The organism is Serratia sp. N21D137 (assembly GCF_047530005.1).
GTDB lineage: Bacteria > Pseudomonadota > Gammaproteobacteria > Enterobacterales > Enterobacteriaceae > Chania > Chania fonticola_B.
The window spans coordinates 14,284-35,083 of sequence record NZ_JBLJAJ010000016.1 but is presented as its reverse complement, the minus strand read 5'-3'; the positions used below and the strand labels follow the sequence as shown (position 1 = coordinate 35,083).

Below are 20,800 nucleotides of genomic sequence, written 5' to 3'. Positions count from 1 at the left end.
AATATTATGGACGATATTCAGCGCTGGCGGTCCAGCGTAGGGAAAACGTGGTTACTGGGCGCGATGCTGCTGGTGGGAAGTTTTACATCTTCGGTAAATGCAACGGCCCTAGAGAACTTCCATCAGGTTTCGCCTGAGCTCTTCCGCTCCTCTCAGCCCTCTGCTGCCCAGATGCAAACGCTCGAGCAGCAGGGCATCAAAACCGTACTCAGTTTACGCCAGTGGCATGACGACGACGGCGAAGCCAGAGGCACAGGCCTACTTCTGCGCCGGGTGGCGATCAACGCCGCCGTAATTAATGATGACATCGTGGTTGCGGCACTCAGAGAAATTCGTTTTGCCCTGAAACCGGTGTTGGTCCACTGCTGGCATGGCAGCGATCGTACCGGGCTGGTGGTGGCAATGTATCGTCTGGTGTTTGAAAACGCGGATAAACCTGCGGTGCTGGTCGAATTGAGAAAGCCGGAACATGGCTATCATGAAAGCTATTATGCGGGGATTGCGCGCTATATTGGTGATGTCGATGTCAACATTATACGGCAGCGGGTTTTTGCCGATAACTTCACCAAAGGGAAGTGATTTGCTAGCAAAGGGTGGGGCACTGGCTACGGCGATCGTTCCCTCACCCTAACCCTCTCCCACAGGGAGAGGGGACTGGCCGTGCTACCAATTGGCCGCTTTACCGGTTTACAGCACCGTATCAATTCCTCTCCCACAGGAAGAGGGGACCTACCGTGCCACGGATTAGCTCTTGCACCCAACCTCCGCACTGACTTAACGCCCCCGTTCTGACCTAGTCAAAATGCCCCCTCTCCAAACACAGTACCGTTGCAGCTCCCTCGCCCTGCGGGAGAGGGTTGGGGTGAGGGGGATCTCGATAGCCTGACCGACAATCCGATATCTCTCCCCGTATGTTCATTTACTCCACCCAAACCGAATCTGCTAAATCGTTAGCTTCCTCCCTAGCGTAAATCCCATTCTCGTTTAAGCTTTGTGTAAATTTTTGCGGTTTTTTGTATAGAATTTTGGTTTCAATAGCGTTAATTATTGGTGTCTTGCGGCCGTTAAACCAATCTTAACGGAGCTAAAGGAATCGTTGGGTTGTGTGCTGTGCTTGCATACTGATGGTTGTATTTTGGGGCTCTGAAGTTATCATGAAATATATCATTCTTATCTTATTGATTTTTTGCGTTATTTATATTCATTATCGTGGCCGTGTTCGCTATCCCTTTTGGCGTCAGCTTTCTGACCATTCCACCTTTACCGCCCCGCTGAACGTGTTTATGTACCTGTTCTCGCGGGTGCCGACCACGCCTTACCTGCAACCGGAGCAGTTCCCCGATCTCATTATCCTGCGTGACAACTGGCAGACCATTCGGGAAGAAGGGCAGCAACTGATGGAGATCCAGCAAATCAAGGCGTCGGATAAATTTAACGACGCCGGATTCAACTCCTTCTTCAAAACCGGCTGGAAGCGCTTTTACCTGAAGTGGTATGAGGATAACCATCCTTCGGCAATGGCGTTATGCCCGCAAACCACTGCGCTGTTGCGTAGCCTGCCTTCGGTGAAGGCCGCGATGTTTGCCGAATTACCCCATGGCAGCCGCTTGCCACGCCACCGCGACCCTTATGCCGGTTCGTTGCGTTATCACCTGGGGTTGATCACCCCGAATGACGACCGCTGCTTTATCGAAGTGGATGGCGAACGCTACAGTTGGCGCGATGGTGAAGGGGTGATGTTCGATGAAACCTATCTGCACTATGCCGAAAACCAGAGCGGGGAAAACCGCCTGATCCTATTTTGCGACATCGAGCGGCCGATGCGTTACCGTTGGGCGCAGGCGGTGAATCACTGGTTGGGGCGTAATTTGATGAGTGCTGCGACGGCACCGAATGAAGAGGGCGATCGTACCGGCGGCGTCAATCGGCTATTCAAATATATCTATGCCGTGCGTAAGGTTGGCAAGCGATTAAAAGCCTGGAACAAGACGGGCTATTACATTATCAAATGGCTGCTGTTTGGCGGGATTGCAGCACTGATTTTCTTTGCACTATAAATAGAACGGGGCGCAAATAATGCGCCCCGTTGATGTTTTGTAACCACCCGCTATCAGGCAAATATCGTCATCATATAAGCGGCAAACAGCGCCAGGTGCGCGGTGCCGTTTAACACGTTGGTTCTGCCGGTAGAGAACGAGATATGGCACAAGATCAACACCGTCAGCATCACTACCATATGCGGTGCTTGCAGGCCGAAGATTAGCGTCTGGCCAGTCAGGGTGGCAATAATCGTTACCGCTGGCACCGTCAGTGAAATGGTCGCCAGCACCGAGCCGAAGAACAGGTTCATGGCGCGCTGCACCTGATTGTTCAAAACCGCGCGCAGAGCACCCAACCCTTCCGGGGACAGGATCAGCAACGCAACCAGGAAACCGGTGAACTGGGTTGGTGCGTTCAGCTTGGTAAGCAAGCCTTCAAGCGGGTTGGCGTTGAATTTGGTTACGGCAATTACCGCGACCAGGTGCACGATCAACCAGGCGGCATGCCACAGGCTGCTGTGCGACGAGGGTTTACCGTGGTGCGGGTCGCCATCGTCATCTTCGTGTTCATAAACAAACAGGCTCTGGTGGGTTTTGGTCTGGATCAGCAGGAACACGCCGTACATTGCCGCCGAGATGGCCGCAACCAGCAGTGACTGGCCCACGCTGAAGTTGCCCCCAGGCAAGGCGCTTGGCAACACCAGCACGATCACCGCCAGTGGGAGGATCGCCATCAGGTATTGTTTGATACCGCCAAGGTTAACGTACTGGGTAGCAAACTTGCGCCCGCCGAGCAGCAGGGCAACCCCAACCAATCCGGCTGTCACAATCATGATGATTGAATACAGTGTGTCGCGCATCAGGGCCGGGGCCGCGTCGCCGGTTGCCATCAGTGCCGAAATCAGGCTCACTTCCAGGATCACTACCGACAGGCTGAGGATCAGCGAGCCGTAGGGTTCACCCAAGCGGTGGGCCAGGACGTCTGCATGGCGTACCACGCTGAAAGCACTGCTGAGGATACCGACCAGGGCAATAATGTTGATGGCCACAATCAGTGGGAAACTGCTGGTACCGCTCCACAGGTTGAGCACAACCAACGCGGCGATAGGGAAAATCAGGGAATACTCTGTGTGGCGAGATTTGGATCGGCCAGGATCGTTGTGCGACTTCATTACGGTACATCTCCTTCTCAAACTGCGTGGCCCGTCATCGCTGTTCACCTGCAGATAGGGTCAGCGTATCCAGAAAGTTGTTAATAATAATAGGATACACTCTGCGCATGACGCCGAGTAATAATGTGATGTTGTGTTTGGTTTTTAGAAAGCAAAACTTTGCTTTATGTGATAAGAGTAACAAAAAAACCGCATACGATGCGGTTTTTTTTACTTACTTTTACGTAAAAATCCAGGTGTTCTATGTTAAACGCCTATAAAAGGGTTTTAACTGACATTTTTCACGGTAAATAAGGCAGATAATGGCGTTCAGGAGTCAATGTTATCCATGATATCGTGCCTTTTCTGGTGGTAACCCTCTTCATTTAGCCCTTCACGCCAGTAAGGTACGGCATAAAGCTGATTACGCTCACATTGGCGCTCCCGGCGCAGGTAACGACGCAGTTCGACCACCAGGCGGTCCTCACCTGCCAGCCAGTACTGGGTGCCGCTTTGCGACAGTGGCAAGGCGCAGAATTGCGTGATGAGATCGGCCGTTTTCTCCGTGCCGCCAATGATCCAGCTTAGTTCTACACCGGCAGGTTTTTGCAGATCGATAACGTCCGCAGGGGTATCGACGCGGATAAACGCGTGGCCTTCGCTATGTGCTGGCAAGTTTTCCAGCAGTGCGGCGATGGCCGGTAATGAAGAAGGATCGCCAGCCAGGCAGTAGAAGTCGGCCGCTGGCAACATTGGTTTGGGGCCGCCAGGGTTGCTGATACCAATTTTATCCCCCGGCTTGGCCTGGCGTGCAAAGTTCACCGCTGGCCCGCTATGGTCGTGCAGGGCAAACTCAATATCAATTTCACCCTGTTGCGGGCGGACGGCTCGAATAGAGTAGGTGCGAATTAGCGGGCGTACGGCATCGGCGGCCCACACCGGGCCCTTCTCGGTGAGCGTGGGCAGGTCTGGCTGGGTTTGGCCTACGAGCGGTAAGAACACCTTGATATGTGCGGCGGCGGCTTCAGCAGGGTAAAAACGCAGGTCTGGCGCGCTGAAGGTGATACGGCGCAGGTGCGGCGTGATGTCGCGTAAACGGGCAACTTCGATCAAATAGGGTGCGCGGCTGCGAGGGGTTTCGGTTGTCACGGGGTTCTCCTTTATCATTCTGCAGGCAGTATATCATGCCATTTGATAATGAGAATTGTTTGCTGATTGGCGTAGCACATCAGGCCAAGCGGCGTGATCCGCCCGGATTGTATTTTTTTACGGTTAAAACGCTGAGCTCTGTTAACAAAACGCAGGGGAAGAGTAAAGTTTTACGTCTATAATTATTATTGCTTCTGGGTACAAATACTTTTTCACATTAAATATGCCTGGAAACTTGATTGAAAGGTCAGAAAAGAATATGGTCATTAATGCATCGGGGCGGTGGAAATAAATACGCCCCGAATCCCAAAAAAGAAATTGCATACACAGTGGCGAAGGGTTTAGGGCAATCCTATTCCCAGGAGGTTGTATTAGGTGTTAACTCGAGATTTTCTGCAAAAAGCAGACTGCAAAACGGCATTCGGCACGATCGAAGAGTCGCTGTTGCTGACGCCGGAACAGCGCTCGGCATCACTGACATGTACACTCTCCAGGCGGCCGGATAATAGCCCAGTATGGGTTTTCGGCTATGGTTCACTGATGTGGAACCCAGTATTTGAATCCGAAGAGGTGCGCCCGGCGACGCTGCAAGGCTGGCATCGGGCATTTTGCCTGCGTTTGACCGCCGGACGGGGCACGCTGCATCAGCCAGGGCGCATGCTTGCTCTGCAGGAAGGGGGGCAAACCACCGGTCTGGCCTTCCGCCTGCCGGAAGATAAGCTACGTGAAGAGCTGGAACTCCTGTGGAAGCGTGAGATGATCACCGGTTGCTATCTGCCAACCTGGTGTGACCTGACGCTGGAAGACGGCAGCATCGTCACCGCCTTGGTGTTTGTGATGAACCCGCAGCATCCGCTATTTGAAGCGGATACCAGCCATCAGGTGATCGCTCCGCTGATCGCCAGCGCCAGCGGCCCGTTGGGCACCAATGCGCAGTATCTGTTTGCCTTGGACAACGAGCTGAAAAATCACGGCATGAAGGATGACTGCATCGGCGATCTGGTCGGCTATGTCCGCCAGTGGCTGCAACAGAACACCTCGGGGCCAATAGGTGGCGAAGCCACGGCCTAACCTTCAGTTACCGTCGGGGCGTGGTATTGCGCGCCCCCAAATGCTTCAACAACCTTCGCGTTGATATATCTTATCCCTCTAGGTAATAACTTTTTGCTGCATAAATCATTTAGCCACAATATCAAGGTGGTTATTTATCTCATTAATTTTAAAGCCATTTAAAATCTAAAGAAAAGCGGTGGTGAATTTTTAATGATAAAAAATGCACTTAGCATTAAAAGCTATAAGTAAAGACTATTCCTTATTTGTTCTGTTTGCCCAGACTCCGTATCAATATTGTTAACGGTTTTGGGGAGAGAAGAGGACGGAATGAATTTTCAGCAATTAAAAATTATCCGTGAGTCAGCGCGTTGCAACTACAACCTGACTGACGTCGCGAATGCGTTATTTACCTCACAGTCTGGGGTTAGCCGTCATATTCGCGAGCTGGAAGAGGAACTGGGGATTGAGATATTTATCCGCCGTGGCAAACGGTTATTAGGCATGACCGAACCGGGCAAAGAGCTGTTGGTGGTCGCGGAACGCATCCTCAATGATGCCAATAATATCCGCCGTCTGGCCGATGTGTTCAGCAGTAAAGACGCGGGCCAACTCCATATTGCCACCACCCATACCCAGGCCCGCTACAGCCTACCGGGGGTGATTAAGGAGTTTCGGGCGCTGTATCCGCAGGTGCGCGTGGTGCTTAATCAGGGGAGCCCGGAGGAGATTGCCGCCATGCTGGCCTGCGGCGAAGCGGATATCGGCATCGCCAGTGAACGCCTGATGAGCGAAGACTCATTGGCTGCTTTTCCCTATTACCGCTGGAACCATGCAATCCTGGTTCCGGAAGGCCACGAATTGACACGCCAACCGCTGGTTACGTTGGAAATGCTCAGTGCGTTGCCGTTGATTACCTATCGCCAGGGGATCACCGGGCGCTCACGGCTGGATGCGGCATTCAAAGCCGCAGGGCTGACGCCGGATATCGCGCTAAGCGCCCAGGATTCTGACGTCATCAAAACCTATGTTGAGTTGGGGCTGGGTGTAGGCATTCTGGCGGATATGTCGTTTGAAAAAGAGCGCGATCGTGGGTTGGTGAGCCTCAATGCCGAACATTTGTTTGAGCCTAATACCGTCTGGTTGGGGCTGAAACGCGGTCAGTTACAACGTAACTATACCTGGCAGTTTATCCAGCTATGTAATCCCACCTTGTCGCTCACGGACATTAAAGAGAAAGTGTTCTCCGATCAGTTGGAACAGGTTATCGACTATCAGATCTGAGGCTGTAATGCGCTGGAATGGTGCAAAGCGCGCCATATCACTGTGCAATAGTGAGGGGTGGATTACAGATTGCACGGCAATAACACTCTAAAATCTGTAGCTTGGCAAACTGGCATACAAGCTGCTTTACCTTTAACGCGGAAACGTTGACTATCCGCGACGAATTTCAACAGGCGTCCGTGCAGCACGTTTGCCCCAATGGTGGAATGTGCTGTTCGGACGTCTTTTTTATCGCTGGTAATACCTTTGGTTGAGATCCACGATTACAGGTTTTTCCGATGGCTTCTTTTTGCCGATCGCTTACCCTATGGCTTCAGGTTGCATTATGCTGTGCGGCAGGTTTTTTCTTCCTGCCGGAACGGTAGTGTCAACGAGGTAAGTTTGCCATGCGGCAAGGAAGACGAAGGGCAAACGTGGTTATGACCAAGGTTATTCAGCAAAAGATGTCACAGTTGTTATCCAGCACGCGCTTACTCGGGTTATTAGCTCTACCGGTGATAATGTTTAACGCCCAGGCGGAAGCTCCCCCGGCAGTGGCTGGCGTGGCTGATGCCCAGGCTGGGGCACCCGCTGCAGTAAAAAGTGAAGCTGAGGTTACGGTGGAAGCACCCTCGGTTGGGACGAGCGTGATTGACGATCTGGCTAAAGCGCCACCGACAGCAACAGTAGAAACCCAGACGGTAGTACCACCGGCGCCTGCAGCAGAAACCCAGACGGTACCGCCACCGGCTGCGGTAGCAGAAGCTCAGACAGTAGCGCCTCCAGCAGAAACCCAGGTTATTGCTCCACCGGCGGTGGCAAATGCGGCTGATATCGCGGCTAAAGTGCTTGCGGCCGTGACCCCGGTAGAAAAGCCTGCGGCTGTGGTCAGTGAGGTCAAGGCGCAAGCATCCCCGGCGCAAGAATTGCCGGATCTGGGCAGCGCTGGCGTCAACGATGCCGAAAAAGAAAAAGAGTGGGCTACGCGGGCGAAAAAGCTGGCAGAGCAGAATCTTAACCAGATATCCAGCGAGCGGGCGCGCGCCGATACCAAAGATTACCTGACCAACCAGGCCAGCTCGGTCTTACAGCAGGAGACCGAGGAGCTGCTTTCGCCACTTGGCACCGCTAAACTGTCGCTTGCGGTCACACCTGAAGGGGATTTTACCGGCAGCAGCGGTCAGTTGTTCAGCCCGCTCTATGACGTGGATGGCTTGTTGACCTACAGCCAGGTGGGTTATCTGCAAAAGGCTAACGGTTCACAGGGTAATTTTGGTCTGGGGCAGCGCTGGGTGGTGGGGGATTGGCTGCTGGGCTACAACTCCGTACTCGACAGTGATTTCCAGAATCAGCGCAACCGCGGCAGCATCGGTGCAGAAGCCTGGGGTGACTATCTACGCTTATCGGCCAACTATTACCATCCGCTATCATCATTTTCACCACAGGCAAATAATGCCGTCTTTCTCGGCCGTCCGGCGCGTGGCTACGACATTACCACTCAAGGTTATCTGCCGTTTTACCACCAGCTTGGGGCCTCGCTCAGCTTTGAACAGTATCGCGGCGCCAGTGTCGATCTGCTAGGCAATGGCAACAAACAAACCGATCCTAGCGCTATGCAGGTGGGGCTCAACTATACGCCGGTCCCGTTGGTCACGGTCAAAGCCTTGCACAAACTGGATAATGTGGGCGAAACCCAGGACAAGGTCGAGCTGGCCATGACCTACCGCCTTGGGGTGCCGCTGCTCAAACAGATTTCTCCGTACTACGTAGAACAGGCCAAATCATTGCGCGGTAGCCGCTATGACAGCATTGAACGTAATAATGTGCCGGTGCTGGAGTTCCGTGAAAGCAAAACGTTGCAGGTGTTTCTGGCGACGCCGTCATGGAGCCTGAATCCAGGGGAAACGCTGCCGCTGGTGCTGGAAATCAAGGCGGCCAATAAGATCGCTGCGGTCAACTGGCAAGGGGACACTCAGGCCGTCAGCCTGACGCCGCCGGCGAATATCAACGATCCGCAGGGGTGGACCTTGACGGTGCCCGCGTGGGATGAGACGCCAGGGGCCAGCAATCACTACCAACTGTCCGTCACCCTTGAGGATGAAAAGCAGCAGAAAGCTACCTCGAACTGGATCACGCTACAGGTTACTGCTCCTCTGAGCTTGTCTATTGAAGGGGAGCCTGGGTTACCGCCGCCGCAAACGCTGCAGCCACCGGCAATCCCGGCGGTTACCGGGCCGTTGCACCCAGAGGGTAACTAATCCTTCTTATTACCCAACACCCAAACGGCGGCTTCTACGCGGGACTTCAGTTTCATCTTCTTCAGCAGGTGTTTCACGTGCACCTTGACGGTACTCTCGGTGATCATCAGTTTACGGGCGATCAGCTTGTTTGGCAGCCCCTGCGCGATCAGCTTGAGGATGTCGCGCTCGCGCGGGGTTAACTGCTGGATGTCGCGTTCTACCGCCGGGCGGTTTTCCCTCAGGCTGGCCGCCAGCACTGGAGTCAATGCTTCGCTCAGTACCATTTGCCCTGCCGCCGCCTGATGCAGCGCCTTGAGCAGTTCCTCTGGTTCCATATCTTTCAATAGATAGCCATCTGCACCGCGTTTCAACGCGCTCACTACATCGTCTTCATGGTTGGAGACGCTAAACACCACCACGCGGCCGGAAAGGGCGGTTTGGCGTAGGCGATCCAGGGTTGCCAGGCCGTTCAGTCCGGGCATATTCAGATCCAACAGGATCAGGTCGGGATCGTGCGTCTCCGCCAGTTCCACCCCTTGTTCGCCATTGCTGGCTTCGGCGATGACTTGCAGCCGCGGATCCATGCTAATCAACTGCTTGACGCCGTTACGCAGCATGGGGTGATCGTCAATCAGCAGTATGGTGGCAGCTTCTTCGGTCGTCATAGTATTTCCTTATTCAATAGCGGAGTTATCCGGGCGGAACGTCACCCGTACTTCGGTGCCGCCGCCGCTGCACGGCAAGATTTCGCACTGGCCATGCAGGCTTTTGGCGCGATCGCGCATGATGATTAGGCCGTAATGATCGGGCCGTTCACTGATATCTGGCAGACCACGGCCATTGTCGCTGACGCTCAGGGTGACTTCGCCCTGCAGGTTGGTCACCCGAATCGCGACCTGGCTGGCCTGCGCGTGTTGGTGAATGTTACTCAATGCCTCACGCGCGATCTGCAGCAGGTGGATCGCCTGATAGGCCGGTATGCTTCGTGGGCCTAACTGATAATCCAGTTCGATGGTGATCCCCAGCCGCTGGTTGAATTCTTGTACCGTAGACTGTAGTGCCGCCAGCAGGCCAGGCTCGGTCAAGCGCAGGCGGAAGGTGGTTAACAGCTCGCGTAACTGGCGATAGGCGGTACTGATCTCTTCACGCATCTGTTGCACCAGCGCCAGGCTGGCTGGAGGGAGTTCGCCCCCCTGCATTTGCAGGCAACTGGTCTGCATTTTCAAACAGGTGAGGGACTGAGCGATGGAGTCGTGTAACTCGCGGGCAATCGCGGCACGCTCTTCCATCAACATCAACTGCTGCTGGTGGTCAACCTGGCGCTCTATCGCCAATACGCTGGTCAACTGCTCTATCAGGGTATTCATCAACTGACATTGCTCATCGCTTAGCCGTTGTTCTGGTGCATGTTGGGCGACGACGATGCCATAATTGCCCAGTTGGTCACTCAGGCTCCAGCTAAGAGAAGGATGGCCCTGACTATGCGGCTGATGTTCGCTCAAGCAGGCGCTACAGACCGGATTATGGCAATACTCCGGCCTCAATGGCTGGTTACCGCTTAATTGTAGAAACTGTTCCTGACTGTTGTTTTCATACAGCCGTACCTGGATGCTGTGTAGCGGCGTCAAGGTTTGCAACTGGTTGAGGATCGGCGTCAGGCGGCTACAGATCGGCTCGCTGGTGTGCAACTGGCGGCTGGTGCAATACAGAAAGCCCAGCACCTGATTTTTCTGTTGCAGGTCGGCGGTTTTCTCTGCGACACGTTGCTCCAGCCTGGCATAGATGGTGGCAAGCTCGTCGGACATGGTGTTGAGCGCGGCGCCGAGGGAAGACATCTCGTCCTGATGCCCACGTTGGGCAAAGCGGTGGCTGAAATCACCGCGGCCAACCGCCAGCGCCAGTGCCACCAATTGACGCCAAGGGTGCAGCAAACGGCGGCGTAGATAACAGATGGTGCCGACCAGCAGCAACAGCGTCAGGGCGATAAATCCCCCCTGAACCAGCGTCACCATCAACAAGCGCCGTTCGGTTTGATGATCGATATCGGAAACCAGCTTGTCCAGCAGGCTGACAAAATGGGCCACTTGGGGGGCCGCATCGGCGGGGCGTTGTGCTTGGCGCAGCCGCGGTTGCAGCTGGTTTAGCCAATAGTCACGCAGCGTCAGCAACTGTGGGGTTAGCCCTTCGCGCTCCAACGCCAGCTGCAAATCGCGGCTGGTTTCATCCTGATCCAATCCCTGCATCAGGAGGTCACTGCGGGCATCCAGAGGGACCTGAGACAGCAGACGGTAGCTCTGCATACGTAGGGAGCCCGCCTTGTTGATGGCATGAGCATTGCCCTGAATGCTTTGCGACATCCAGGCGGAAATACTCATTCCGGCGATACCCAGCACCCCCAGCAGTAGCATTAGCAGGGCAACCTGGTTAACGATGGAAAGCGGAGCCAGCAAGCGTTTCATCGAATACGCGTCCCCTATAGAGCAGCAGAAAGCAGAGAGTAGATACCCGAAAATCCGGCCGCCAAATTACGTCAATAGCAGCCATTTTTCCTCATCCCCCGGCGTAACCCCATACCCCTAACGAAGTACCCCTTAGTTTCCGGTGGCCTGACCCATAGCCAAACCATTAGCACTACTGTGGTATAACCTGCTGAATACCAATAGATTAGCTGGACTGGATTGGCTACTCACTAAGGGATGTATGAGGTTTTTCCGCCATGAGTTACCTGCTTGCTCATTGATTTGCGTCAACTTTACCGCTTGAGGTGATCAACTAGGGTGTGCGCAGTTATCACCGTGTTTCTGAGGTTATTATGTCGCAATCTGCAACGCCTTTAGCAAAAAAAACGGGTGCGGTTATTCAGGACTGGCAACCTGAGAACAGCGAATTCTGGCAGCAGAGCGGGCACCGCATTGCCCGCCGCAACCTGTGGATCTCCATACCCTGCCTGTTGCTCGCCTTCTGCGTTTGGATGCTGTTCAGCGCCGTGGCGGTTAATCTGAACAAAGTGGGTTTTAACTTCACTACCGATCAGCTGTTTCTGTTGACCGCATTGCCTTCGGTTTCCGGCGCGATCCTGCGCGTGCCGTATTCCTTCGTGATCCCGATGTTTGGTGGCCGCCGTTGGACGGCCATCAGCACCTGTTTCCTGCTGGTACCTTGCCTGTGGTTGGGCTATGCGGTGCAGGATCCGACCACCTCATTCAACGTATTTATCATTATCGCGCTGTTGTGTGGTTTTGCTGGGGCCAACTTTGCTTCCAGCATGGCGAACATCAGCTTCTTCTTCCCGAAGGCGAAGCAGGGGGGCGCGTTGGGGCTGAACGGCGGTCTGGGAAATCTGGGGGTCAGCGTAATGCAACTGGTGGCTCCGTTAGCCATCTCGCTCGCCATGTTCGGCTTCCTGGGCGGCACTGGGCAGACACAGCCAGACGGCAGCCAGCTTTGGTTGGAAAACGCCGCCTGGATTTGGGTGCCTTTCCTGCTGGTGGCAACGCTGGCGGCCTGGTTCGGTATGAACGATTTGGCCGCCTCAAAGGCTTCTTTGCGCCAACAGCTGCCGGTACTGAAACGGGGGCATCTGTGGGTTTTGAGCCTGTTGTATCTGGCAACCTTTGGTTCCTTTATTGGTTTCTCTGCCGGTTTTGCCATGCTGGCGAAAACCCAGTTTCCTGACGTGGTGATCCTGCATTATGCCTTCTTCGGGCCGTTCCTTGGGGCGCTGGCTCGTCCCGTGGGCGGGGCGCTTTCCGATCGCTTTGGCGGTATTCGTGTGACGTTGCTGAACTTTATCGTCATGGCTATTTTCGCCGCCTTGCTGTTCCTGACCTTGCCGGGTAGCGATCATCAGGGCTCGTTTATGGCCTTCTATGGCGTGTTTATGGTGCTGTTCCTCACCGCCGGGTTGGGCAGCGGCTCGACCTTCCAGATGATCGCCGTGATATTTCGTAAAATCACCGTGGACAGAGTGAAAGCCGAAGGAGGAAGCGATGAGTTGGCACAGCGCGAGGCGGTAACCGATTCAGCTGCGGCGTTGGGCTTTATCTCGGCGATTGGTGCAGCAGGGGGGTTCTTTATTCCCAAGGCGTTTGGGACTTCGCTGGCGTTGACTGGCTCACCGGCTGGGGCGATGAAGATTTTCCTGGTGTTTTATATTCTGTGTGTCGTGGTGACCTGGGGGGTTTACGGCCGTAAAAAGGTTTCACGCTAGTTGAGTCAAGCGAAAGCAATATGCGGCGGCCCTACTGTCGAACATGTGCGACGCCTACCCATTGTGCACCATTGCCTGTCAGTAATCAGACACTCCTCGCTTGCCGGGGAGTGTCTACCCTCTCAATTCCCACCCGTTGTTTCAGTGATTGCCAATCGGTGAAGTCACCGCTATTTTGCCGAAACTCCGCTGTGTAATATTACCGGCTTTTGGCGGTTTTATTGGTCTATATTAACATCGCTTTTTTGTTGAGTGAGGATAAGAGTAACCCATGTTTATCTATTGATAAAATCTTAATGCCCACTGTTTCATCAGAAAATAAAACCCATAATCCTTTGTGCAGAGTGCTTTATGTCTGAATTGGCCATGGACCAGGAGGGGGTGGTTTTTTCTCAGTGAACTGCATGATTTCACTAAGTTATGAAAAACAGGTGAAATATAAAGTCAGTCTGTTTCACCGAATTTATATTTAAATTGTTGAACATTTTTTCATATGTCTATACAAATGGGGACGCTGTGAACTCATAAGGAAAATGAAAAGTGGCTGCTGAACAGGAAATAAAAATCATAAATTTTGATGTTTTGCTCCCCTCCAGGCAGCGTTCACGCCTACGTTGGAAAGAGCTGCAGATCCTTTCCCTGCTGGTTAAGCGGTCGCCTGAGTTGGTGAGCCGCTCAGAAATCATTGAGACTATCTGGAAAGGCACCTATTGCTCAGACTCGACAATCAATCAGACGATTAAGTCCATTCGCCAGAAAATTGGCGACACGGAGCATGCTCTCATCCGGACCATTCCTCGTCTTGGTTATAAGGTGGACGATAAAGCAATTTTTAACTTTATATCATCAGGAGAATCTGCCGTCGCCACGGAGATTATTCCTGGCAATAATAATGCTGAAACTATTAATAGTGATTTATCTGCGGGCAAATTAAATCATATGGTCGATGAAATTATTGAAAATGCAACGGTGCCGGAAGATTATTCCTGCATGCATCCGATATTAAGCGAAATGGCTTTGGATGATCCCAGGCAAAACATGCTAATACCAGGGGGCCGGGTATTGACGTATCTGGCGGCGTTTATTGCGCTGTTGACAGTTTCACTTTTATCCTATGCATTGGGCAGCCGGACCAGGCCTGCAATACAGCATGGGCAGCTAAACAGCCCTCGAATGTTTCTCTCTTTTTCATTAGACACCTCTGCTGGTGTTAATCCCTAGGCGCTGAACTGCGTGTATCTGGCGGGGAATGAAAAGGAAATGCGGGTTGAATGTCGGACTCGCTAGCAGGGAGTCCCTGGAAGCCGTTTCAGACAAGATTATCCGGTCATTCTGTCATTAATCTTGCTCACATTTCCGTTTTTACCGCCTCTACCCCCAAATTTCCGCTTCAGGGGGTTCGCCAGGCGCGTCTCTTTACTAGTCTATAATTCTTGTTTTATTACAATGTGATAGCGTTAATTCTAACGATCATCCTTTAGTGGTATTTCCAACGTCCCCCACGTTTTTCCTCACTGATTCCCTTGATCGCAATCAAGTTACGCCCGGCAGAGCATCAGTAGCCTTGGCCGCAGATTGAGCAATGTCACTTGGCAACTTCTTACAACAATATGCCCGTCGTCTTTCAAGCTGCGGCTTGAAACTCGTAGGGTGATGAGCCTTCAGGAGAACTCCGGATGAGCAAATTTCTAGACCGGTTCCGCTACTTCAAACAGCTGGCCGAACCTTTCTCTGGCGGTCATGGCCAAACGCTGAACACCAACCGCGATTGGGAAGACGGTTACCGCAGCCGTTGGCAGCACGACAAAGTGGTGCGATCCACCCATGGTGTTAACTGCACCGGCTCCTGTAGCTGGAAAATCTATGTGAAAAACGGCCTGGTTACCTGGGAAACCCAGCAGACCGATTATCCACGCACCCGTCCTGATTTGCCCAACCATGAGCCCCGTGGCTGCCCACGTGGTGCCAGCTATTCCTGGTATCTCTACAGCGCCAACCGCCTGAAATATCCGCTGATGCGCAAACGCCTAATCAAGCTATGGCGCGAGGCTAAAGCCTTGCACAGCGATCCGGTGGATGCCTGGGGTTCGATCGTTTCCGACCCGGAAAAAGCCAAAAGCTACAAAGTGGCCCGTGGCCGCGGTGGTTTTGTTCGTTCCAGCTGGCAGGAGGTTAATGAACTGATCGCAGCCTCCAACGTCTATACCGCCAAGACCTTTGGCCCGGACCGCATTATCGGCTTCTCGCCGATCCCGGCGATGTCGATGGTGTCTTACGCAGCCGGTGCCCGTTATCTATCGCTGATTGGCGGCACCTGCCTAAGTTTCTACGATTGGTACTGCGATTTGCCACCGGCCTCGCCGATGACCTGGGGCGAACAGACCGACGTGCCTGAATCCGCCGACTGGTACAACTCCTCGTATATCATTGCCTGGGGCTCCAACGTGCCGCAAACGCGCACCCCGGATGCCCACTTCTTCACCGAGGTTCGCTACAAGGGCACCAAAACTGTCGCGGTGACGCCAGACTACGCGGAAGTAGCCAAGCTGTGCGACCAGTGGCTGAACCCGAAACAGGGTACCGATAGCGCCATGGCGCTGGCGATGGGCCATGTGATGCTTAAAGAGTTCCATCTGGATCGTGAAGTTGGCTATTTCCGCGACTATGTACGCCGCTACACCGATATGCCTATGCTGGTGATGTTGGAACCGCGCACCGAGGGCTATTACGCCGCTGGCCGCCTCCTGCGCGCCGCCGATCTGGTGGATGGCCTTGGCCAGGAAAACAACCCCGAGTGGAAAACCGTCGCGCTGGATCAGACCAGCGGTGAACTGGTGGCGCCGCAGGGCTCCATCGGCTTCCGTTGGGGTGAGAAGGGCAAATGGAACCTGGAACAGCGTGAAGGTAAAGCCCAGCAGGGTGTAGAACTGCAACTTAGTATGCTAGGCAGCCATGATGAGGTGGTTGACGTTGGTTTCCCTTACTTCGGCGGTGCCGAGAGTGAGCATTTCAACAGCGTGGCGTTGGACGACATCCTGCTACACAAACTGCCGGTAAAACGCCTGCAACTGGCGGACGGCAGCCAGGCGCTGGTGACCAGCGTCTACGACCTGACGCTGGCTAACTACGGCCTGGATCGTGGTCTGAATGATGCTAACTGCGCCAACGGTTATGACGAAGTCAAAGCCTATACGCCAGCCTGGGCAGAACAAATCACCGGCGTGTCACGCCACAACATCATCTGCATTGCGCGCGAGTTTGCCGAGAATGCCGAGAAAACCCACGGCCGTTCGATGATTATCGTTGGGGCCGGCGTCAACCACTGGTATCACATGGACATGACCTATCGCGGGTTGATCAACATGCTGATCTTCTGCGGTTGCGTTGGTCAAAGCGGTGGCGGCTGGGCGCACTATGTCGGCCAGGAAAAGCTGCGCCCACAAACTGGTTGGATGCCGCTGGCCTTTGGCCTGGATTGGCAACGGCCGGCGCGCCATATGAACAGCACCTCGTTCTTCTACAACCACTCCAGCCAATGGCGCTATGAGACGGTTGGCACTGAAGAGCTGTTGTCACCGATGGCGGACAAGAGCCAGTTTGCTGGCAGCCTGATCGACCTGAATGTGCGTGCTGAACGCATGGGTTGGTTGCCATCGGCACCGCAACTGGACACCAACCCCCTGCATCTGGCCGCTCAGGCCAAAGCGGCCGGTCAGACACCGCTGGACTTCACCGTGGAGAGCCTGAAACAGGGCAACGTTCGCTTTGCTGCCGAACAACCGGATAATCCACAGAACTTCCCGCGTAACCTGTTCGTCTGGCGCTCCAACCTGCTGGGCTCCTCCGGCAAGGGACATGAATACATGCTCAAATACCTGCTGGGGACCGAGAATGGCATCCAGGGCCAGGATCTGGGCCAGCAGGGCGGCGTAAAACCGCAGGAAGTCGAGTGGTTGGATAACGGCGGCGAAGGCAAGTTGGATCTGGTCGTGACGCTTGATTTCCGTATGTCCAGCACCTGCCTGTATTCCGACATTGTGTTGCCCACCGCCACCTGGTACGAGAAAGACGATATGAATACCTCGGATATGCACCCGTTTATTCATCCTCTGTCTGCGGCTGTCGATCCTGCCTGGGATTCCAAGAGCGACTGGGAGATCTACAAGGGTATCGCCAAAGCGTTCTCCGAGGTGTGCGTTGGCCACCTGGGCCAGGAGACCGACATTGTCACGCTGCCGATCCAGCATGATTCCGCCGCCGAACTGGCGCAGCCCTACGGCGTGAAAGACTGGAAGAAAGGCGAGTGCGAGCTGATCCCGGGCAAAACCGCGCCACACATCATGGTGGTAGAACGCGATTATCCCGCGACCTACGAGCGCTTTACCTCACTTGGTCCGCTGCTGGACAAGCTTGGCAATGGCGGTAAGGGCATCAGTTGGAACACCCAGACCGAAGTCGACTTCCTGAAAAAGCTCAACTACGTGAAGACCGAAGGCCCGGCAGTTGGGCGGCCTAAGATCGAAAGCGCTATCGATGCGGCGGAGGTGATCCTCTCGTTGGCACCGGAAACCAATGGGCAGGTGGCGGTGAAAGCCTGGCAGGCACTGAGCAACATTACCGGGCGCGATCACACCCATCTGGCGCTGAACAAGGAAGACGAAAAAATCCGCTTCCGCGATATTCAGGCCCAGCCGCGCAAGATCATCTCCAGCCCAACCTGGTCTGGCCTGGAAGACGAACACGTTTCTTACAACGCCTGCTACACCAACGTGCATGAGCTGATCCCATGGCGCACCCTGAGTGGCCGCCAACAGCTGTATCAGGATCACGAGTGGATGCGTGCCTTCGGGGAAAGCCTGCTGGTTTATCGTCCGCCGATCGACACTCGTGCCGCGCAGCCGTTGCTGAATAAAAAGCCGAACGGCAACAAAGAGAAGGCGCTGAACTTCCTGACGCCGCACCAGAAGTGGGGCATTCACTCCACCTACAGTGACAACCTGTTGATGCTGACCCTGTCACGCGGCGGGCCAATCGTCTGGCTGAGTGAGGACGATGCCAAAGATTTGGGCATTGAAGATAACGACTGGATCGAGGCCTTCAACGCCAACGGCGCGCTCACCGCTCGTGCGGTGGTCAGCCAGCGTATTCCGTCGGGGATGACCATGATGTATCACGCGCAGGAACGTATCGTGAACATACCAGGCTCGGAAATTACCAGTCAGCGCGGCGGGATCCACAACTCGGTGACCCGCGTGTGCCCGAAACCGACCCATATGATCGGCGGCTATGCCCAACTGGCCTACGGTTTTAACTACTACGGCACCGTTGGCTCGAATCGCGATGAGTTTGTGGTGGTGCGCAAAATGGACCATATCGACTGGTTAGACGGCGAAGGTAACGACTACGCGCAGGGCAGCCAGCAGGAGAAAGCCAAATGAAAATTCGTTCGCAAGTTGGCATGGTGCTCAACCTGGACAAGTGCATCGGTTGCCATACCTGTTCGGTAACCTGTAAGAACGTCTGGACCAGCCGCGAAGGCATGGAATATGCCTGGTTCAACAACGTGGAAAGCAAGCCGGGCATCGGCTATCCCAACGCCTGGGAAGATCAGGATAAGTGGAAGGGCGGCTGGATACGCAAAATCAACGGCAAGCTGGAGCCGCGCATGGGTAACCGCGTTGGCCTGCTGTCGAAGATCTTTGCCAACCCGGATGTTCCCGCGCTGGACGATTATTACGAGCCGTTCGATTACGACTACCAGAAACTGCACACTGCCCCGCAGGGCAAGCATCAGCCGATCGCCCGTCCGCGCTCGCTGATCACTGGTCAACGGATGAACAAGATCGAAAGTGGCCCAAACTGGGAAGAGATCCTCGGCGGAGAGTTCGACAAGCGTGCCAAGGACAAAAACTTCGACAACATGCAGAAGGCGATGTACGGCCAGTTCGAAAACACCTTCATGATGTATCTGCCACGGCTGTGCGAGCACTGCCTGAACCCGGCCTGTGTGGCGACTTGTCCGAGCGGTGCGATCTATAAACGCGGCGAAGATGGCATTGTGCTGATCGATCAGGATAAATGCCGCGGCTGGCGGATGTGCCTGACCGGCTGTCCGTACAAGAAAATCTACTTCAACTGGAAAAGCGGCAAATCCGAGAAGTGCATCTTCTGCTACCCAAGGATTGAGGCTGGCCAGCCGACCGTTTGTTCGGAAACCTGCGTGGGGCGTATCCGCTATCTCGGCGTGCTGCTGTACGATGCCGACCGCATTGAACAAGCGGCCGCTACAGAGAACGATAAAGACCTGTATCAGAGCCAAATGGATATCTTCCTCGATCCGCACGACCCGGCGGTGATTGAGCAAGCGCTGAAAGACGGTATCCCGCAAGGGGTGATTGAGGCTGCGCAGCAGTCGCCGGTTTACAAGATGGCGATGGACTGGAAGCTGGCGTTGCCGCTGCACCCGGAATATCGCACCTTGCCGATGGTGTGGTACGTGCCGCCGTTGTCTCCGATCCAGTCGGCTGCCGATGCCGGTGAGTTGGCCCATAGCGGCGTGTTGCCTGATGTCGAAAGCCTGCGCATCCCGGTGCAATACCTGGCGAATCTGTTGACCGCCGGGGATACCGCTCCGGTGCTGTTGGCGCTGAAACGGATGTTGGCGATGCGCCACTACAAGCGGGCAGAAACCGTGGACGGCGTGGTGGATACCAGCGCGCTGGAGCAGGTGGGGCTGACAGAGGCGCAGGCGCAAGAGATGTATCGCTATCTGGCGATCGCTAACTATGAAGACCGTTTCGTCGTGCCTTCCAGCCATCGTGAACTGGCGCGCGAAGCCTTCCCGGAAAGCAAAGGCTGTGGCTTCAGCTTTGGCGACGGTTGCCACGGCAGCGACAGCAAGTTCAACCTGTTTAACAGCCGCCGCATCGATGCCATCGACGTGACGCAGAAAACCCCGCGCAAGGAGGATGCTTCATGATCGCTCTGCGAATTATTGCCCGCCTGCTGGATTATCCTGAGCAGGAACTGTTTGACCATCAGCAAGAGCTGGTGGAAGCCCTGGAACCGGCCTGTGAACTGGACTTGCATCACAGCGCCCAGTTGATTCTGTTTATCCGCCGCTTCTGTGCCCGTCCGTTGCTGGACGTGCAGGCGGAGTATTGCGAGCTGTTCGATCGTGGCCGTGCGACTTCACTGTTGTTGTTTGAGCATGTTCACGGTGAATCCCGCGATCGCGGCCAGGCTATGGTCGATCTGATGGCGCAATACCGCGAAGCCGGGCTGGAGATCGATAGCCGCGAACTGCCGGACTTCCTGCCGCTGTATCTGGAGTATCTGGCTAGCCGCAACAAAGAGGAAGCTCAGGGCGGATTGCAGGATATCGCCCCCATTCTGGCCCTGCTGGGTGCTCGCTTGCAGCAGCGTCAAAGCCCGTATGCGGTGCTGTTCGATCTGCTGCTGGTGTTGTCTGCTAGTGGCGTTGCAGCCCAAAGTCTGCAGCCGCAAGTTGCCGGTGAAACACGTGACGACACGCCACAGGCACTGGATGCCGTCTGGGAAGAAGAACAGATCAAGTTTTTGGGTGAGCAGGGTTGTGCTTCGGCGCAGCAAGCCACTCACCAGCGGCGCTTTGCTGGGGCGGTGGCGCCACAGTATCTGGATGTGGGCTCGATGACCACGGCAACCAAAGGACGCTAA

General features: G+C 54.7%; 14 protein-coding genes. 10 read left to right on the top strand and 4 right to left on the bottom strand.

Annotated features, from left to right (window positions below):
* Positions 1 to 6 precede the first annotated feature (6 nt).
* A complete protein-coding gene (locus ACMV5H_RS14050; protein WP_414822000.1) occupies positions 7 to 579 on the top strand; it encodes a tyrosine-protein phosphatase in 573 nt (190 codons plus the stop codon).
* Between the two features lie 575 nt (positions 580 to 1,154).
* Positions 1,155 to 2,057: a lipid A hydroxylase LpxO gene (gene lpxO, locus ACMV5H_RS14045; RefSeq protein WP_414821999.1), complete on the top strand. Its 903-nt coding sequence runs from the start codon at positions 1,155 to 1,157 to the stop codon at positions 2,055 to 2,057.
* Positions 2,058 to 2,110: 53 nt separating this feature from the next.
* Here lpxO and chaA read toward each other — a convergent pair whose 3' ends face one another.
* Positions 2,111 to 3,211 carry a sodium-potassium/proton antiporter ChaA gene (gene chaA / locus ACMV5H_RS14040; RefSeq protein ID WP_021180982.1) on the bottom strand — a complete coding sequence of 367 codons (1,101 nt, stop codon included), beginning with the start codon at positions 3,209 to 3,211 and terminating at the stop codon, positions 2,111 to 2,113.
* Between the two features lie 309 nt (positions 3,212 to 3,520).
* Complete coding sequence (locus ACMV5H_RS14035) at positions 3,521 to 4,339, bottom strand: siderophore-interacting protein (protein WP_021805684.1); 819 nt, start codon at positions 4,337 to 4,339, stop codon at positions 3,521 to 3,523.
* Between the two features lie 375 nt (positions 4,340 to 4,714).
* Between ACMV5H_RS14035 and ACMV5H_RS14030 the strand changes: the two genes are divergently transcribed.
* The 3 genes from ACMV5H_RS14030 to ACMV5H_RS14020 all read left to right on the top strand — a co-directional run bounded on the left by ACMV5H_RS14030 (position 4,715) and on the right by ACMV5H_RS14020 (position 8,910).
* A complete protein-coding gene (locus tag ACMV5H_RS14030; RefSeq protein ID WP_021805682.1) occupies positions 4,715 to 5,410 on the top strand; it encodes a gamma-glutamylcyclotransferase in 696 nt (231 codons plus the stop codon).
* 309 nt (positions 5,411 to 5,719) lie between these two features.
* Complete coding sequence (gene cbl, locus ACMV5H_RS14025; protein ID WP_115158080.1) at positions 5,720 to 6,673, top strand: HTH-type transcriptional regulator Cbl; 954 nt, start codon at positions 5,720 to 5,722, stop codon at positions 6,671 to 6,673.
* Positions 6,674 to 7,092: 419 nt separating this feature from the next.
* Positions 7,093 to 8,910 (top strand): YchO/YchP family invasin, encoded by a 1,818-nt coding sequence (locus ACMV5H_RS14020; RefSeq protein WP_414821998.1) that lies wholly within the window; start codon positions 7,093 to 7,095, stop codon positions 8,908 to 8,910.
* Here ACMV5H_RS14020 and narL read toward each other — a convergent pair.
* Positions 8,907 to 9,557, bottom strand: a complete 651-nt coding sequence (gene narL / locus ACMV5H_RS14015) for a two-component system response regulator NarL (RefSeq protein ID WP_021805679.1) — start codon at positions 9,555 to 9,557, stop codon at positions 8,907 to 8,909. The two genes, ACMV5H_RS14020 and narL, sit on opposite strands and share 4 nt — an antisense overlap.
* A gap of 9 nt (positions 9,558 to 9,566) precedes the next feature.
* A complete protein-coding gene (gene narX / locus ACMV5H_RS14010) occupies positions 9,567 to 11,351 on the bottom strand; it encodes a nitrate/nitrite two-component system sensor histidine kinase NarX (protein ID WP_414821997.1) in 1,785 nt (594 codons plus the stop codon).
* Positions 11,352 to 11,704: 353 nt separating this feature from the next.
* Here narX and ACMV5H_RS14005 point away from each other — a divergent pair, with 353 nt between their 5' ends.
* The 5 genes from ACMV5H_RS14005 to narJ all read left to right on the top strand — a co-directional run bounded on the left by ACMV5H_RS14005 (position 11,705) and on the right by narJ (position 20,800).
* Entirely contained in the window at positions 11,705 to 13,102 is a 1,398-nt protein-coding gene (locus ACMV5H_RS14005) for a NarK family nitrate/nitrite MFS transporter (RefSeq protein ID WP_094983211.1), read from the top strand.
* Positions 13,103 to 13,642: 540 nt separating this feature from the next.
* A complete protein-coding gene (locus tag ACMV5H_RS14000) occupies positions 13,643 to 14,323 on the top strand; it encodes a winged helix-turn-helix domain-containing protein (RefSeq protein ID WP_414821996.1) in 681 nt (226 codons plus the stop codon).
* A gap of 455 nt (positions 14,324 to 14,778) precedes the next feature.
* Positions 14,779 to 18,540 (top strand): nitrate reductase subunit alpha, encoded by a 3,762-nt coding sequence (locus ACMV5H_RS13995; RefSeq protein WP_414821995.1) that lies wholly within the window; start codon positions 14,779 to 14,781, stop codon positions 18,538 to 18,540.
* The gene (gene narH / locus ACMV5H_RS13990) at positions 18,537 to 20,081 is read left to right on the top strand and encodes a nitrate reductase subunit beta (RefSeq protein ID WP_179252757.1); all 1,545 of its coding nucleotides are present in this window, start codon (positions 18,537 to 18,539) and stop codon (positions 20,079 to 20,081) included. The genes ACMV5H_RS13995 and narH overlap by 4 nt, the downstream gene beginning before the upstream one ends.
* Positions 20,078 to 20,800, top strand: coding sequence for a nitrate reductase molybdenum cofactor assembly chaperone (gene narJ, locus ACMV5H_RS13985; protein WP_094983214.1), 723 nt, complete (start codon positions 20,078 to 20,080; stop codon positions 20,798 to 20,800). The genes narH and narJ overlap by 4 nt, the downstream gene beginning before the upstream one ends.

Coding starts and splice junctions, on each gene's coding strand:
- ACMV5H_RS14050 (WP_414822000.1), top strand. CDS start 7: ATGGACGATATTCAGCGCTGGCGGTCCAGCGTAGGGAAAACGTGGTTA.
- lpxO (WP_414821999.1), top strand. CDS start 1,155: ATGAAATATATCATTCTTATCTTATTGATTTTTTGCGTTATTTATATT.
- chaA (WP_021180982.1), bottom strand. CDS start 3,211: ATGAAGTCGCACAACGATCCTGGCCGATCCAAATCTCGCCACACAGAG.
- cbl (WP_115158080.1), top strand. CDS start 5,720: ATGAATTTTCAGCAATTAAAAATTATCCGTGAGTCAGCGCGTTGCAAC.
- ACMV5H_RS14020 (WP_414821998.1), top strand. CDS start 7,093: ATGACCAAGGTTATTCAGCAAAAGATGTCACAGTTGTTATCCAGCACG.
- narL (WP_021805679.1), bottom strand. CDS start 9,557: ATGACGACCGAAGAAGCTGCCACCATACTGCTGATTGACGATCACCCC.
- narX (WP_414821997.1), bottom strand. CDS start 11,351: ATGAAACGCTTGCTGGCTCCGCTTTCCATCGTTAACCAGGTTGCCCTG.
- ACMV5H_RS14005 (WP_094983211.1), top strand. CDS start 11,705: ATGTCGCAATCTGCAACGCCTTTAGCAAAAAAAACGGGTGCGGTTATT.
- ACMV5H_RS13995 (WP_414821995.1), top strand. CDS start 14,779: ATGAGCAAATTTCTAGACCGGTTCCGCTACTTCAAACAGCTGGCCGAA.
- narH (WP_179252757.1), top strand. CDS start 18,537: ATGAAAATTCGTTCGCAAGTTGGCATGGTGCTCAACCTGGACAAGTGC.
- narJ (WP_094983214.1), top strand. CDS start 20,078: ATGATCGCTCTGCGAATTATTGCCCGCCTGCTGGATTATCCTGAGCAG.